The organism is Chitinophaga solisilvae, from assembly GCF_009928525.1.
Lineage (GTDB): Bacteria > Bacteroidota > Bacteroidia > Chitinophagales > Chitinophagaceae > Chitinophaga > Chitinophaga solisilvae.
Genome location: NZ_JAABOK010000014.1, coordinates 1 through 17062, shown reverse-complemented (window position 1 = coordinate 17062; position 17062 = coordinate 1). Strand labels below are relative to the sequence as shown.

The 17062-nt window shown below is 50.6% G+C and carries 7 protein-coding genes and 2 pseudogenes; 8 read left to right on the top strand and 1 reads right to left on the bottom strand.

The window, feature by feature from the left end; translation table 11 throughout:
- The 8 genes and pseudogenes from GWG06_RS30885 to GWG06_RS24460 form a co-directional block, all read left to right on the top strand.
- Positions 1–2535: pseudogene (locus GWG06_RS30885) on the top strand (condensation domain-containing protein); the annotation flags it as partial.
- Positions 2518–3891: pseudogene (locus tag GWG06_RS30880) on the top strand (amino acid adenylation domain-containing protein); the annotation flags it as partial. The pseudogenes GWG06_RS30885 and GWG06_RS30880, both read left to right, overlap by 18 nt.
- A gap of 111 nt (positions 3892–4002) precedes the next feature.
- Positions 4003–8115, top strand: a complete 4113-nt coding sequence (locus tag GWG06_RS30875) for a non-ribosomal peptide synthetase (RefSeq protein WP_420826320.1) — start codon at positions 4003–4005, stop codon at positions 8113–8115.
- A gap of 66 nt (positions 8116–8181) precedes the next feature.
- Complete coding sequence (locus tag GWG06_RS24480) at positions 8182–10563, top strand: ABC transporter permease (protein WP_160716655.1); 2382 nt, start codon at positions 8182–8184, stop codon at positions 10561–10563.
- Between the two features lie 17 nt (positions 10564–10580).
- Entirely contained in the window at positions 10581–11306 is a 726-nt protein-coding gene (locus GWG06_RS24475; protein WP_160716653.1) for a thioesterase II family protein, read from the top strand.
- Positions 11307–11426: 120 nt separating this feature from the next.
- Positions 11427–12833 carry an FAD-binding oxidoreductase gene (locus GWG06_RS24470; RefSeq protein ID WP_160716651.1) on the top strand — a complete coding sequence of 469 codons (1407 nt, stop codon included), beginning with the start codon at positions 11427–11429 and terminating at the stop codon, positions 12831–12833.
- Positions 12834–12869: 36 nt separating this feature from the next.
- Positions 12870–14954, top strand: a complete 2085-nt coding sequence (locus GWG06_RS24465) for a phenylalanine 4-monooxygenase (RefSeq protein WP_160716649.1) — start codon at positions 12870–12872, stop codon at positions 14952–14954.
- Between the two features lie 26 nt (positions 14955–14980).
- Entirely contained in the window at positions 14981–16069 is a 1089-nt protein-coding gene (locus tag GWG06_RS24460) for a VOC family protein (RefSeq protein ID WP_160716647.1), read from the top strand.
- Between the two features lie 209 nt (positions 16070–16278).
- Here GWG06_RS24460 and GWG06_RS24455 read toward each other — a convergent pair whose 3' ends face one another.
- Positions 16279–16662, bottom strand: a complete 384-nt coding sequence (locus GWG06_RS24455; RefSeq protein ID WP_160716645.1) for a hypothetical protein — start codon at positions 16660–16662, stop codon at positions 16279–16281.
- Between the last annotated feature and the right edge of the window lie 400 nt (positions 16663–17062).

Here is a 17062-nt window from a genome sequence, read left to right as displayed (position 1 = left end):
ATGAAAGAATTTCTGGCAAAGCTGAGAAAGCAAAATATCCATCTGAGCCTGGACAATGGTGATATCTCTGTAAAATTTCTTTCAGAAAATATAGATACCGACCTGATACAGGAGATACGGACAAAGAAGCAGGACCTGGTAAGCTATCTTTCTTCCCTGAACAAAAGCGCTTTCTCAGGTATTATGCCGGTGGCAGTGCAGGCAGACTATCCCGCTTCTTCTGCGCAGAAACGCCTGTGGACTGTCAGCCAGCTGAATGAAGCCAATGCCGCCTACAATGTACCGCTGATCTGCAATTTTGATGGCGACCTGGATATCCCTGCGCTGGAAGCTGCTTTCAGACAGCTGATCGGCCGGCATGAAATATTACGTACCGTTTTCCGGGAAAATGAAAACGGCGAATTACGGCAACGCATATACGCTGATGGCGCACAAAACTTTGCGATTCACCGCAAGGACCTCCGCGATGCCATACTGCCTGAAACGGCTGCCCGGCAACAGGTAGAAGCTATCACCAGCCGCCGCTTTATACTGACGGAAGGGCCATTGCTCACCGCCGATCTGCTGCAGCTGGATACCAGCCGGTATGTACTGGTATGTGTCATGCATCATATTATCAGCGATGGCTGGTCTACCGGCGTGATGATGAATGAACTGATGAGCGCCTACAACGCTTTTACCACCGGTATCACCACTGCTCCGGCACCGCTCCGGATCCAGTACAAAGACTACGCCGCATGGCAGACGAGAGAACTCAGCGGCGACCGCCTGGCTTCGCACCGGCAGTACTGGCTGCAGCAATTCGATGGCGTACTGCCGCTGCTGGATTTTGCTGTTGACAGGCAAAGGCCGGTGATTAAAACGTATAACGGCGCGGCTGTCAGCCGGGAGATAGATCCGCTGCTGCTCCGCGGCTTCAGGCAACTGTTGCAGCAGGAGGGAGCTACGCTGTTTATGGGATTGCTGACGGTTCTGAAAGCCCTGCTGTACCGTTATACCGGTCAGGAAGATATTGTTATCGGTAGTCCCGTAGCGGGCAGGGATCACATCGACCTGGAAAACCAGATCGGTTTTTATGTTAACATGCTGGCCCTGCGCACCCGGCTGGAAAAGGACGACAGCTTCCGCGACCTGCTCAGGAAGGTAAAACAGGTAACCCTCGGCGCTTATGAGCACCAGGTATATCCTTTTGATGCGCTGGTGAGCGATGTGTACACGGCTGCAGATCCCGGCAGGCATCCGCTTTTTGATATTGTACTGGCGTTGCAGAATATGAACGACGGCAGTGACGGAGCGCAACAGCCTGCTGCCGCAGGCCCTCTTACCATTAGCCCCTACAGCGGCGCCGAGCGCGTGGTGAGTCTCTTTGACCTGCGCATTGACTGCCGGGAAGCCGGCGACCAGCTGTACTTCATGATAGAATACAACACGGATATTTATGATAAAGACCGTATAGAACGGTTGGCAGATAACCTCAGCGGCATGTTGCAGGCTGTGGTACAGACCCCTGCAGCACCCTTGTTCAGCATTTCCTATCTCCATGCAGCTGAACTGAAACTGCTGACCGGCAATGTGAACAATGCTGCTTATCCGGAAAATGAAACGATTGTAAGTCTCTTTGAAGCGCAGGCAGGCCGCACACCTGATGCGGCAGCCGTGGTGCTGGACAACCAGTCACTCACCTACCGGCAGCTGGATGAATATGCCAACCGCATCGCGCATTTCCTGATGAATAAAGCATCCCTGCTCCGCGAAGAAGGAGTGGCAGTGATGCTTAACAGAACGCCGGACTGTATCGCTGCACTGCTGGGCATCCTGAAAGCCGGTGGCATGTATGTGCCACTGGAGCCCGATCAGCCGGAAGAGCGGCTGAAGTTCATGCTGCGCGATGCCGGTATAAGGGTATTGCTTACGGAAAAAGCATTTATCGAAATGGCGAACCGCCTCCAATGGGTCTGCGATGAACTGGAGATTTACTGCTGCCTTGACAGCGGAGATGTGCATCATGAAAAGGAACAGCAGGAAAATGTGATGATGGCCCGCGAACTATGGGACCACGTGGGGGAGAATGCCGTAGATCAGATCACCGGCGGCGGATGGGGAAACAGTTTCACCGGCGGCGCCATTGCTGCGGCAGAGATGGAAGAATACGCCATGAACGCTTATCTCAAACTGCAACCATTACTGCACAGGAATATGCGCGTGCTCGAAATAGGCTGCTCCTCCGGGCTTACCCTCAGCAAGGTAGCGCCGGAAGTAGGATACTATCTGGGCACTGACCTCTCGCCCGTTATTATCGGCAACACCCGGCAGATGGCAGCGGAGAAAGGATGGACACATGTACGGCTGCAGGTGGGCATTGCGCATCAGATCGGCGATATCAGCGAAAAAGACTTCGACCTGGTTATCATCAACAGCGTTATTCAGCACTTCCACGGCCATAACTATCTGCGGGATGTACTGCAGCAGGCTGCCTCCCTGGTAAAAGATAACGGCTGGATATTTATCGGCGATATCATGGATACTGCCAGGAAAGAAAACCTGATAGCGGACCTCACCGCTTTCAGAGCCACACATAAAGGAAAGGGACTGCAGACCAAAACAGATTTTTCGGCAGACCTGTTTATTGCAAAAGGTTTCCTGGAAGACCTGGTAGCAGAAGATAATCCTTTCAAAACGGTGGAGATAACAGAAAAAATCTGCACAATTGAAAATGAGCTGACCAGATACCGCTATGATGCACTGCTGACGGTAGATAAAACCACTGCCGGCATCAGCACTGCACAGCGCAGAAACAAATGGCAGTACAGCAATACAGCAGTGCTGGAGCAGTCGTCAGCAAGACCGGCGGCGCCTTTATTACCGCATAACCTGGCCTACCTCATCTATACATCCGGCACCACCGGGCAACCTAAAGGGGTACAGGTACAGCACAACAATGTAGTAAGACTGTTTATGACCAGTCCTTCCCTGTTTGATTTTAATCAGGCAGATGTCTGGACGATGTTTCATTCCTATAGTTTTGATTTCTCTGTATGGGAAATGTACGGAGCATTGCTCTTTGGCGGTAAGCTGGTACTGGTGCCCAAAGAAGTAGCACAGGACGCAGGCGCCTATCTGCAGCTGTTGTCCCGCGAAGGAACTACAGTGCTGAACCAGACGCCTTCTGCTTTCTATAACCTGTCTGCCGAAATACTGCAGGCAGCTGACCTGCCGCTGCAATTACGTTATGTCATATTCGGAGGCGAAGCACTAAGCCCCGCGAAGCTGAAGGACTTTCATGCAGTCTGCCCCGGAGTGAGGCTCATCAACATGTACGGCATCACAGAAACTACCGTGCATGTTACCTTTAAGGAAATGACAGCAACAGAAATCGGGCAGGGCATCAGCAATATCGGGCAGCCTATACCTACGCTGAGCTGCTATGTGCTGGATGCCCGCAGGGAGTTGCTGCCCGTCGGCGTACCGGGAGAATTGTATATTGGCGGTGCAGGCGTGGCGAGAGGATATCTTCGCCGGCCGGAGCTGACAGCACAGCGTTTCCTGCCGGATACCTTCAGTGGTGCAGGAAGCCTATACCGCTCCGGAGACAAGGTAAAACTGCTGGCCGGCGGAGAAATGGAATACCTGGGCCGGATGGACCACCAGGTGAAAATCAGGGGATACCGTATTGAGACAGGGGAAATAGAAACCTGCCTGCAGCAACAGGAAGGCGTGGATAAAGTAAAAGTCATAGCCCGGGAAGACCGGGATGGCAATAAATACCTGGCGGCCTATTTCACCGGAGATACAGATACAAATGTAAAGGAGCTGAGAGCCGCACTGGAGAAAGAGCTGCCGCAATACATGGTGCCTTCTTTCCTGATACAGGTAACCGGATTTCCACTGACCCGCAACGGTAAAACAGATACCAGCCGCCTGCCGGATCCTTTGTCGCCCGCCATCCGCGAAGCAGCGGGGTATGTGGCGCCGGTCAACGCCACGGAGCAGCTGCTGGCCGCCATGTGGGAAGATATTCTGGGCAGGGACCGTATCAGCAGGAACGATAATTTCTTTGAGCTGGGAGGGCACAGCCTGAAGGCGATGCAGGTGAAAAGCCGTATCCAGAAAGAATTAGGTAAACAGGTAGTACTGAAAGACCTGTTTCAGCATAACACGATCAGCAGTCTGGCACAGCTGCTGGAAAATAATTATCATACAGGCGTTTACGTTAGTATACCCCGGTTGCCGGAGCAGGAGAGTTTCCCTGCCAGTTACTCCCAGCGCCGTTTCTGGGCCCTGAGCCAGCTGAATGAAAGCGCGGTGGCGTACAATATGCCCGGCGCGCTTTTCCTGCATGGCCCGCTGGACCTGGATGCGCTTCAGCAGGCTATCAACTGGGAAATAACCAGGCATGAAAGTCTGCGTACCGTATTCCGCCCGGACGATGCCGGCGACATCAGGCAGTTTGTATTGCCGGCAGCTGCAGCAGCATGCCCGGTGGTATTTATGGACATCAGCCGGGAACCGGATACCGGCGCTATACTGAAGCGCCTGTACGAATCCGATCAGAACACCGTGTTTGATCTTGCTACCGAGCTGCTGCTGAAAGTAAAAGTGATAAAGATAGCGGAAGATAAGCATGCCCTTTTCTACCTGATGCATCATATCATCTGTGATGGCTGGTCCATGGAAATACTTGCTGCAGAACTGGGAGAAGCCTACAGTTGTTTTGCAGCCGGACAAACGCCTGACTGGGCGCCGCTGGAAATTCAGTACAGGGATTATGCATCCTGGAAAAGCAAACAACCGGTAGCAGAGAATGAAGCCTACTGGCTGCAGCAGTTCACCGGTGATATACCGGTGCATACGCTGCCATCCGACCATCCGAGGCCGGCCAGGAAAAGCTATCGCGGCGGCAGTATCGAAAAGCAACTCCCCGATGAAGTTGTGCGTGCATTGAAAGCCCTTTGTGCGCAGGAAGATGCTACCCTTTTTATGGGACTGCTGGCGGCGCTGAACGCCCTGTTCTACCGGTATACCGGTCAGGAAGATATGGTAGTGGGAACGCCCACCGCCGGCAGGGAACATCAGGAACTGGAAAAACAGGTGGGGTTATACCTGAATACGCTGGCACTCCGCACACGCTTCAGCGGAACAGATTCCTTTCATGCACTGCTCGCCAATGTGAAGAATGTATTATTGAATGGCCATAGCCATGGCGCTTATCCTTTCGACCTGCTGATAGAAAAGCTGCAGCTGGGAAAAGACCCGGGCCGCTCTCCGCTGTTTGACATATGCATGGTGTTGCAGAACCAGCGTGATACCAATCTGGGCACAGGTTACCGTGCCATGAAAGGACTGGAGATAGCACCGTTTGAAAATGGTGAGCAGACTGCCAGCCAGTTTGATCTGCTGTTCAATTTTAATGAGAAGGAAGAGGAACTGTACCTCCTGTTGAATTACAGCACCGATCTTTTCACCGAAGCCACCATGCAGCGTTTGTATGATCATTATGTACAACTGCTGCGGGCAGTAACTGCTGTACCGCAAGAGCCGCTATGCGAAGTAAATTATCTTACAACGGCGGAAGTACAGCAGGTGGTGGAAGAATTTAACAATACAGCAGAGGTATTTCCGGCCGGCACCATTATGGAGCTGATCGAACAGCAGGTAGCGGCGCATCCGCAAAGACCGGCTGTGGTGTATGCAGACAGAACGCTGACCTATGCCGCTTTGCAGGAGAGAGCTAACGCACTGGCTATCCGCCTGCGGGAAGATTACCACTTAACACGTGGCGATGTAGCGGCGGTGATGATGGACCGTTCGGAATACATGGTCATTGCCTTGCTGGCACTGCTCCGGATGGGTGTTGCCTATGTACCTGTAGATCCTGATTATCCGGAAGAAAGACGCCGGTATATGCTGACGCATGCTAAGGCTGCCGTAGTACTCACCGATGAAAGCCATCGCAGTAAAGCCGGCGTATATCCGTTGGCGATAGTATCCGGTCTGCTTGACAGCACCCCGGAAACAACCCACCGGGAAGCCATGGCTGCACTACCGGAAGATACCGCCTACGTAATATTTACATCCGGTTCTACCGGACAGCCGAAAGGCTGTATGATTACACATCATAACCTCGCCAATTATATACAGTGGGCAAACGGATTTTATTTTGAGGAAGCCGCCGCCGGCAACTGGGGACTCATTACCTCGCTGGCGTTTGACCTGACGGTTACTTCGATATATACAGCGCTGACAAGAGGCAGAACGGTGTATGCAGGCGATGCAGGGAAAGATATCCGGCAGTTGCTGGAAGACTGCTTCCGTCATCCGGATATTGATACGCTGAAGCTCACACCTTCGCATATAGCCCTTTTGCAGGGAATGGAAATAACAACCACCGCCATCCGCAGGGTGATCTGCGGCGGAGAGCAGCTGGCGGGCGCTCATGTAGAGGCACTCCGGCATATACATCCGGATATCAGGGTGTATAACGAGTACGGGCCTACGGAAACTACGGTAGGTTGTGTAGCCTGCGAAGTGGCGCCTGTGCCCGGCGTGTTGCCCATCGGCCAGCCGGCCGCCAATACAGCCATATATATTCTGGACGAAGCCGGAAATATTTGTCCGCCGGGCGTTTACGGAGAAATGTATATCGGTGGCCACGGCGTAGGCAGTGGTTACCTGCATGACTCCGAACAAACCGGCAGGCGGTTTGTCTGTCATCCCTTCCGTCCGGGAACACGGGTATACCGTTCCGGAGATATCGGCAGGTGGCGTCCTGACGGCAGCCTTCAGTTTGCCGGCAGAAAAGACAACCAGGTAAAAATAAACGGTTACCGTATTGAAACGGGAGATATAGAACAGGCCATATTGCAGCAGCCGGGTATTACCGGAGCAGCGGTACTGCCCGGAGAAGTGATGGCGGGTACAGAACGTTACCTGTCTGCCTACTATGCCGCTCCGGCCAGTTTGCAGCCTGAAATGCTGAGAGCCGCGTTGCAGCAACTGTTACCAGCGTATATGCTTCCCCGTTATATAGTACGGCTGGATGCCATGCCGGTTACGGTACATGGCAAACTGAACACTGCCGGCCTTCCTGATCCGCGCACCGCAGGTCCGGCGGCAGATGCGTATACCGCGCCGGCAGATGAAGTGGAAGCACAGCTGGTATCCATATGGGAAGCTGTGTTGGAAAGGAAGAAAATCGGCACGCTTGATAACTTTTTTGAGCTGGGAGGTAACAGCCTGAATATATTGCGGCTGAGCGCAGCTATCAGAAAAAATATGGGCGTGGAGGTAGGTCTCCGGGATGTGTTAACGTATCCTACCATTGCACAGCTGCGCCGGGAAAGGTTTTCCGGGAAGGAGGCCGTTGCGGCTCCTGCCGGTATGCATCTGTTCAATGCACCGCATAAGTCGTCCCGGAAGAATGTGTTCTTCCTGCCGCCGGCTTCCGGAATTTCCTACTGGTACTCAGAATTACTGCAGGCATTGCAGCAGGATGTCAACGGTTATTTCCTGAATCTGAGAGGCATTTTTGACGATGGGAATCCTTATGGTACTATAGATGAACTCATCCGTGAATTCCTGGGATATGTGCTGTCGGCGGCGGTTCCCGGCGAACCTGTTTTCCTCGCCGGCTATTCCAGCGGCGGCCCTATGGCTGCTATCATCGCATCGATGCTGGAAGCAAAAGGATACAGGACGGTATTATTCCTCCTGGATGCTGTTCCCAAGGAAGTGTATACCGAACCGATTACAGCGCGGGAAACCTTCGTGTCCACCATCTTCCCGGATATAGACCGTTTCAGTAAGCTGGCAGCAGCCGTAGCGATAAACGCAGACCGGGCAGCGGTAGACAAATTCCTGGATATGGCATTTAACTTCCATTGCCTGTGGCCGGATTTCCGGCAGCCGGACATCACCTGCGCGGCCAATGCTTATGTATTTGTCAGTCCGCCGCTGCAGGCAGACCTGTCATCTTTCCGGAAATGGGAAACGTATATCACGGGAGAACTGCAATACATCATGCTGGAAGAAGGAGATCATATGCAGCTTTTGCAATACGGCGGCAATATTGACCGCATCGCAGCCTGCATCAGAAAAGCGCTCCGTTTTTTTGAATGAGTATTGCCGAAAAATACTATTTTGTGCAGTACCACTGTTTTGTTCATTATCTGTAAAACCCTCGACATGTTCAGATATAATTTTCAAGTGATCCTCCGGACTTTCAAACGATTCAGGTCCACGCTTATCATCAACCTGATCGGACTTTCCACGGGTTTGGCCGGCGCATTGCTGATTTACTTATGGGTGATGGACGAACTCCACTTCGATAAATTTCATCAGCTTGATAACCGTCTTTACCAGGTGATGGTAAACGAAAAAAATGCAGATAAGGTAATCACCACCGAAGGTACCGGCGGTACCGTAGGAGACAGGCTGCTCAAACAGGTGCCGGAAGTGGAAAAAACAATTACTACAGCTCCGGCGGACTGGTTCCAGAAATTCAACGTAACCTATAATGATAATACAGTCAGCGCTAAAGGTAATTTCGTTGGCAGCGATTATTTCAATGTCTTTTCCTATAAACTGATACAGGGAAATAAAAATGAAGTACTGAACAGCCCCGGTAATGTGGTCGTATCCAGGCGCCTGGCCGAAAAGTTGTTTACCAGCGCCGGAAACGCCATGGGAAAAGTGCTGCAATGGAAATGGCAGGCCTTTGCCAAACCCTGTACCATTACCGGCGTATACGAAGATATGCCGCATAACTCCGCTTACCGTTTTGATTTTGTGCTGCCTTTTTCCGCGTGGAAGGAAATCATGCCGGCAACCGATGAGCAGGTTACTTCTACCGGTCCTTTCACCACTTTTGTAGTACTGAAGGAAGGCGCAGACCCGGAACGCTTCAACGGTAAAATGGCCGGCTTCCTGGAATCCAACTACAAGGATGTTACCTCCGGCATGTTTATCAGGAAGTATTCAGATGCGTACCTGCATGGTAAATATGACAATGGCGTTCAGGTAGGCGGCCGCATTGAGTATGTACGGCTGTTTTCACTCATTGCGATATTTATACTGCTGATCGCCTGTATTAATTTCATGAACCTGTCTACTGCCAGGGCCTCCACACGTATGAAGGAAATAGGGGTGAGAAAAGCGCTCGGCGCCAACAGGTATACGCTCATTACTCAGTTTATGGGAGAGTCCGTACTGATTGTTTTTATCTCCATGATACTGGCTATCATGATAGTGCTGCTGCTGTTACCGCAGTTTAATATCATGAGCGGCAAACATCTCACCTTGCAGCTGGACATGCAGCTGCTGTTATCCATCGCGGGCATCACGTTGTTTACCGGCATTATCTCCGGCAGTTATCCGGCGCTGTATCTCTCCGGCTTTGATCCGGTGGCTACACTCAAGGGAAAGCTGATTCACACTTCCCTGGGAGAACTCTGGGCAAGGAGGGGGCTGGTTATCTTCCAGTTTACCATCTCGGTGGTGTTTATTGTGGCGGTCATTATTTTTTACAATCAGATAGATTTTATTCAGCATAAAAATCTTGGATACAATAAGGATAATGTGATCTACTTTGAAATGGAAGGCAGGGCAATGGACGGCAAAGACGCTTTCCTGGCGGAACTGAAAGGCATCAATGGCGTAGAGAATGCTTCCAGTATTCAGCAGAAAATCCTGATGCCCAGTTTTATGCCCAGCTCAGATGTACAATGGGATGGAAAAAATGATGATAACCGCATCCGCTTTTTTGAATTGCCGGTCAACTACGGACTGATTGAAACACTGGGCATTCAGATGGCTGCAGGACGCACATTTTCCAGAGACTATGGTACTGATACCAGCGGAGTGGTGCTGAACGAGGCGGCTGTTAAAACGATGGGCATACAGGACCCGGTCGGTAAAACCATCTATGTCCGGAAAAAAGCGACCCGTATTATCGGGGTGGCTAAAAATTTCCATTTCAACTCCCTGCATGAAGAGATCAAACCATTCATCTTTAAGTTGTCGCCGGAAGAAACCATGCTGGTGATGGCCCGTTTGAGAAGGGGAGATGAAACAGCCACCATTCAGCGTATCGCTGGTTTTTATCAGCAGTATAATTCAGGTTATTCCTTTGATTTCAAATTTCTGGACAGCGACTACCAGCAGCAGTATGCCGCAGAAAGGCTGGTGTCTGTCCTCTCCAGGTATTTTGCCATACTGGCCATCGTTATTTCCTGTCTGGGTTTATTTGGGCTGGCTGCCTTCACCGCGGAAAGAAGGATCAAGGAAATTGCGATCCGGAAAGTGCTGGGCGCCACAGAAGGCAATATCATTTACCTGCTGAGCGCTGATTTTACCCGCATCCTCCTGATTTCTATAGTAATTGCCATACCTGCCAGTTATTTCTTTACCCGTAGCTGGCTGAATGACTTTGCCTACAGGATACATCTGAGCCCCTGGTATTTTGTGGGCGCAGCCTTTGTAGCCGTTGCTACTGCATGGCTCACCATTGGTCTGCAGACCATCAGGGCATCCAGGATTAATCCGCTGGAATGTATGAAAGATGCCTGACCGTTAAATTAGTGTGCATGTTTAAGGAAGCTGTCAATTTATTCCTGTTACACCATGCCGGCGGAAACAAGTATGCCTATCAGCAGCTGAAATCGATGTTTCCGCCGGAGATAAAGGTGACGCTGCTGGAGTTGCCCGGAAGGGGCGCCAGGATGCATGAACCGCTGGTAAGTGATATACATCTGCTGGTGGAAGATATCTACCGGATGATATCGCCGGCACTGGATGCTCCGTATTTTTTTATGGGGCATAGCATGGGAAGTGTGCTGGCTTACCTGCTGACCCGGAAAAGCCTCCGGGAAAACAGAACGCCGCCTGCGCACCTGTTTCTCTCCGGCCGCAGAGGTCCTGCGTATGCAGAGGATAACACTTCACAAAGTTCCTCGCTGCCAAAGGACGCGTTTATAGCCGTGTTGCAGGAGCTGGGCGGTATTCCGCAACAGATCCTGGAGGATGAGCAGGCAATGAATTTTTTTTTACCGGTCATCCGTTCAGACTTCCGGGTGCTGGAAAACTATTGTTATGAACCGGAACCGCCATTGCGTATACCCGTTACTGTGTTGCTGGGTAAAGATGACCACAGTGCGCACAAAGCAGGTATTCCCTGGCAGGATATCACCACATACCCGGCAGATGTCAGGTATTTTGAAGGCGGCCATTTTTTCCTCTTCGAAAATCCCGTGGCAGTAGCCGGCGTTGTTGCTGAACAGGTCATGGCCCGTTTTCAGCATCAGATAATATAAATACATCTTTACCCATACCGCCGGAATAACCCTTCATGCCGGCTTCTTTTTTTGCAGTAGTGACGGCTGTCAGTTACTGTAGCGTTAGCTGTATCCTTTCATCATTTTCTATTCTGTTTTATGAACGTTCGCGTCAGCGCGCTCCGCAGCTACCTGGAAAGTATCTGCGGGAGCAGGAGTGTTTCTGATGATCCGGAGGTGTTATATCCTTACGGATCTGATCAGACACAACATCTTCATTTCCCTTTCGATGTGCTAGTGAAACCGGGAACACCGGAAGAAGTCAGTCAGATACTGCGCTATTGCAGCAGCAACGGTATTCCTGTAACGCCCAGGGGCGGCGGCAGCGGTGTGACCGGCGGCGCCCTTCCTGTACAGGGTGGGGTGGTGCTGTCTATGGAGCGGATGAACCGCATCCTCACCGTGAATAACGTTGACGGCTATGTGATAGCGGAAGCCGGTGTGCTGACTGCTGATCTGTGTAAGGAAGTAGAGGAGTATGACCTTTACCTGCCCGTAGCTCCCAGCAGTATGGGGTTCTCCATGATTGGCGGCAATGTGGCTACCAACGCAGGCAGCATCCGGTCATGCAAGTACGGCACCACAGCGCAGCAGGTCCTTAATCTGGAAGTGGTGCTGCCGGATGGCAGCATTATCTGGACAGGCGCGAATGTGAGAAAGAATGCTACCGGCCTCAATCCCACACAGCTGTTTGCCGGCAGCGAAGGTACGCTGGGGGTCATCACTAAGGTTGTTTACCGGCTGATACCAAAACCCCGTGCGGAAGTCTTGCTGCTGGCAGGTTTTCGTACACTGGAAGATGCCGTGAATATGGTAGCGGCCCTGAAAATGTCCGGTCTGTCGCCTTCCGCCGCTGAACTGATATGTGACAATGCATTACAGTTTACGGCCGCTTATCTGGGGGGCCGGCAGCCGCTGGTACAGGAAGGTATACATACACATCTGCTGATCGAATTTCAGGAGCCGGATGATGTATTGATGCATCACCGCCTGGAAGCGGCGTCGGCACTTTTGCAGCAACATGGCTGTGCTGAAGTGCTGGTAGGCTCCACAGCAGCAGAAAAGGAGCGTTTAACCAAACTACGGTATGCCATTGGTGAAGCAATGACCAGCTTTGGCACTACCTACCGCGATGTAGATGCGTGTGTGCCGCTGAGCGGGCTGCTTCCCTATATCGTAGCAGTGACGGACATCTGCCGCCGCCGGCAGGTACCGCTGATCTGTTTCGGTCATGCACTGGATGGCAACCTGCATACCATGCTGCTGCTGAACAGCCAGGCTTCTCTGCAGGAACAGGAAGCCCTGGATGCGGCGGCAACCGAGATCTACACATATGTTACCAGCCATGGCGGCGTATTATCCGGTGAACATGGTATCGGCTGGCTGCAAAAAAAATACCTGCCGCTGCAATTCGACGAAAAGCGACTGTCGTTCTCCCGGCATATTAAATCCCTGATAGACCCGGCCAATATCATGAACCCGGGAAAGTCTGTATCCACATTTTAGTTGATTGTTTGATTATTCCTTTTAAATCGAAATTTTATGTCTTCACCGTTCGTTACACAGGATGAGAGCCTGTATCAGGAAACCGACCACCACACGTGGTCGCAATTGTTTGAGAAACAACATCAATTAGGAAATGAGCATCTTTCCAGCGCCTACCTGGAAGGGTATGAGAAACTGGGGCTTAACGACAGGCGGATCGTGCGGATAGAAGATATCAGCCGCCGCCTCGAAGCTATGTCCGGTTGGACGCTGGTGCCCGTTGCCGGACTGATACCCACCCGGGACTTCTTTTATATGCTGATTAATAAAAAATACCCCGTCACCGTATATATCCGTCAGCCGCATGAACTGGATTTCAGCGAACAGCCTGATATATTCCATGATGTATATGGGCACCTGCCGTTGCTCACCAACGAGAAATTCACCCGCTTCCTGACTTCCTACAGCATCATCGCCCTGAAATATGTGAACAATGACAGAGCAGTGGACTTCCTGGGACGCTTATACTGGTTTACCTACGAAATGGGACTGATAAAGGAAAACGGCGAGAGTAAAGTATATGGCGGCGCTATTATCACCTCTGCAGAAGAAAGAGCGAATATCGAGAGCGGAGCAGCACCTGTTTATCCCTTTGCGCTCGATCATGTAATGAATACACCCTATAATCCCTACAAACTGCAGCAGCAATATTTTGTTATCAACTCCTTCGATGAGCTGTTCAATGTAATTGAAGGGCTGGAAGCCAAGCTGATAGAACATTTGCTGCTGCCCCAGCAGGATAATGTGGTGCGGAATTTTTCGCTCAACGATCATATCGGGAAAGAATTTAATGATGTAATAGGCTTCCTCAATGATACGCAGTTCAAATATCCGGAAGCGATTTCTTTTGTGGCCGGTCAGCCGGATGAACGTTTTTTTGATATCGAAGATCATATCGCGAGCTTTGATACGTATGTGCGTTACCGTACGGAAAAAACCGGCAGCACCCGCACGGAAGTGGTGAATAAGATCGGGCAGTATGGTAAAACAAAAGGCTTCATCAACGACCTGGTAGCGGAATACCTGAAGGTAGAGGAAGACATCAAGGTTACGCCTGAAGATATCCTGATGACCGTTGGCGCACAGGAAGCCTTTGGCATTGTGGTAGCCACGCTGTGCCAGCAGGAGAAAGATGTGGTGCTGGTAGAAGATCCGGGGTATATCGGTGTGAGTGCTTTTGCCAAGGTATTTAATTACAACATGGCCGGCGTTGGCATCGACGAGGAAGGGATAGACCTCAAAGCGCTCCGGAACAAGATACTGGCCATCAATGGCTCCGGCAAGCGGGTAAAACTGCTTTATGTCATACCCGACTATCAGAACCCTTCCGGTTCCTGTATGCCGATAGGCAACCGCCTGAAACTGCTGGAGATGGCACAGCAATATAACTTCATGATACTGGAAGACAGCGTGTATAACAGCTTCACCTATGCCCAGAAGAAAAATCCCACACTTAAATCGCTGGACCGCTACGGCAGGGTTTTATATGTTGGTTCCTTCTCCAAATCCCTTTTCCCCGGATTACGTATAGGCATGATCGTTGGCGGGCAGCTGGTGGAGAATCATTGCGGCGACAGAGTATCACTGATCGATGAAATGACAAAGGTGAAAGCGCAGATGACCAACAATACGTCCGGTATTTCCCAGGCCATGCTGGGCGGCGTACTGCTGGCCAAGAACTTCCGGCTCAGTGAATGGAACCGGGCAAAGTTTGAAAGCTATAAAATGAAACGGGACCATATGCTGGCAGCGCTGGACAAATACCTGGATCCGCAGACGCATGAATGGGCGGCAGGCATCCGCTGGACCCGGCCGGAAGGCGGTTTCTTTATCAAAATGTCGCTGCCTTTTGAAGTAGACGATCAGTCTGTCATGGACGCCGCCAGCCAGTTCCATGTGATCTTCAGCCCAATGCGTTACTTCTACCTGAAAACCGGCGGAGAGCATGAGTTGCGGCTCACCTTCTCCAACCTTTCCCGCGAAATGATAGAAAAGGGTGTCAGACAACTGGCACAGTTCATCCGCTGGAACGTGACCGGCGTAAAAGCAACACAGCCGCTGACAGCAGGTAATGCTATCTGATATCTTACAAAACTGAAAACAATTTTATGCATAACAAATCTCTCCGGATAGATTATATCGAGATATATACCCCTATGGCCAAAGCGCTGGCCTACTGGCATGTACAGGCACTGGGCTTTACGCCGGCCGCAAAAATGAATGCAGAAACGGGCGCGGCTACGGTGGCTTCCTATGTGCTGAAAAGTAACGATATACAGCTGGTGCTTACATCGGCGTATCCTACTGCGCAGGGCCCCGCCGCCAGGGAAGTGGAATCCTATATCAGCCAGCAGTACTGCGGCGTGAAGCGGATTGCATTGCATACGGACGATGTAAAAGCATCCTTTCATGACAGCGTAGCCAATGGCGCTATTCCTTTGCGGGTGCCTGCTGTAACGGAAGATGCACACGGATGGGTGGAGGAAGCTGCTGTTAAACTATACGACAACAGTGAAATCACCTTCGTCAACCGCTCCGCATACAATGGCGCTTTCAAACCAGGCTACCAGCCCGACAGCGCCGCCTGGCAAACGGAAGGGCAGTGGCTGCAGGCAGTAGACCATGTGGCGGCAGAAGTACGTATCAATGAAGCCGGCTACTGGACCAACTACCTCACAGCTGTTATCGGTTCTGCCATGGTGCAGAATATTGGCCGCAGTGAAGATAACAGAACGGGCATGATCCTGAATATTAATCAGACTGGCGACAGGCAGCTGACCTTTGTTATCGCGGAACCTGAAACCTGTCTGCGCCCCTCCAAAGTGCAGGACAATATCAATAAGTTCGGCCCAGGTGTGCACCACCTGGCCTTCAGTACGGAAGACCTGCAGCAGACAGTAGATGCACTGTCTGCCAAAGGCGTTGACTTTGTACGCTTCCCCGCCGCCTATTATGAACTGCTGCGTAATGATGCTGATTTTAAAACTATCGACATCGATGCGCTGGAAGAAAAAGGCATCATCATCGACAAGGAAGGAGATGCTTTCCTGCTACAGAAATTCATCAAGCCCATCAGCGACCGCCCATTCTTTATCTATGAACTGGTACAACGCGTAAACGGCTACAGTGGCTTTGCCCTGCGTAATATCAACGTACTGAAAAAAGCAGAAGAAATAGAAATACTGCAAACGCGGTAAAGCTGGCTGCGGGCTGGAATAAAAAAAGGTCCGGCTTTAAAATAATTGCGAATTACGAATTACGAATTGCGAATGTAGAAGCGAAGATTACAACGAAGATTAAAGGAAATAACTATTAAACATCTCCCTTAATCTTCGTTGTAATCTTCGCTTCTACATTCGTAATTCGTAATTCGTAATTCGCAATTATTTTAAAGCCGGACCTTTTTTTATTCCAGCCCCACCGCATACGTTGTTATCGCTTTTACCGGCGCATTGTTTGCGGATGCCTTAAACTGGTATACGTCGCAGAAAGCGACCTGTCTTCCATCCTTATACTTCAGTAGTCCCTCGGCAACTCCATGGTATCCGTGCGTAACGATCGTATGGATAGTCAGTTCCGCGAGGGTATCACTCCGGTGCTGTTGCAGTGCTGTAAGCACTGCATCCTTTCCTTCCACAGATGCCCCGCCTGCTATATTCCACCGGATATCGTCAGTAGTATGCTTGCTGATGAAAGTTTCATCATTATTGACAATTGCCACCAGTAAATCCTGCACGAATATTTTTTTCGGTGCATTGCCACAATCTTCTTTCGCATGAATTTTTACCATGGTATTTCCTGAGTTTAGAAGAATGATTACTGCATATGAAAATAGGATAAGTGTTTCAAATATTAAAAAAGGTCCGGATTTAAAATAATTGCGAATTACGAATTACGAATTGCGAATGTAGAAGCGAAGATTACAACGAAGATTAAAGGAAATAACTATTAAATATCTCCCTTAATCTTCGTTGTAATCTTCGCTTCTACATTCGCAATTCGTAATTCGTAATTCTATAGTGTCCGGGGAAACTAAAAGCCATAGTTAGCTTAGCGCTTCCGTGATTAACCAATAGGGCATGAAGGGCCTGAGAATGAGTATTTGTCTAAAATAACCAAAAGATATTTCAAATACTCAATTCTCTGGCCCCTCTAAAAAGTAAGCCCTTTTTCTAAGGAGAGAATAATTT

Bases quoted from the DNA above. Each gene is read 5' to 3' on its own strand.
- GWG06_RS30875 (WP_420826320.1), top strand. From the start codon at position 4,003: ATGTGGGAAGATATTCTGGGCAGGGACCGTATCAGCAGGAACGATAAT.
- GWG06_RS24480 (WP_160716655.1), top strand. From the start codon at position 8,182: ATGTTCAGATATAATTTTCAAGTGATCCTCCGGACTTTCAAACGATTC.
- GWG06_RS24475 (WP_160716653.1), top strand. From the start codon at position 10,581: ATGTTTAAGGAAGCTGTCAATTTATTCCTGTTACACCATGCCGGCGGA.
- GWG06_RS24470 (WP_160716651.1), top strand. From the start codon at position 11,427: ATGAACGTTCGCGTCAGCGCGCTCCGCAGCTACCTGGAAAGTATCTGC.
- GWG06_RS24465 (WP_160716649.1), top strand. From the start codon at position 12,870: ATGTCTTCACCGTTCGTTACACAGGATGAGAGCCTGTATCAGGAAACC.
- GWG06_RS24460 (WP_160716647.1), top strand. From the start codon at position 14,981: ATGCATAACAAATCTCTCCGGATAGATTATATCGAGATATATACCCCT.
- GWG06_RS24455 (WP_160716645.1), bottom strand. From the start codon at position 16,662: ATGGTAAAAATTCATGCGAAAGAAGATTGTGGCAATGCACCGAAAAAA.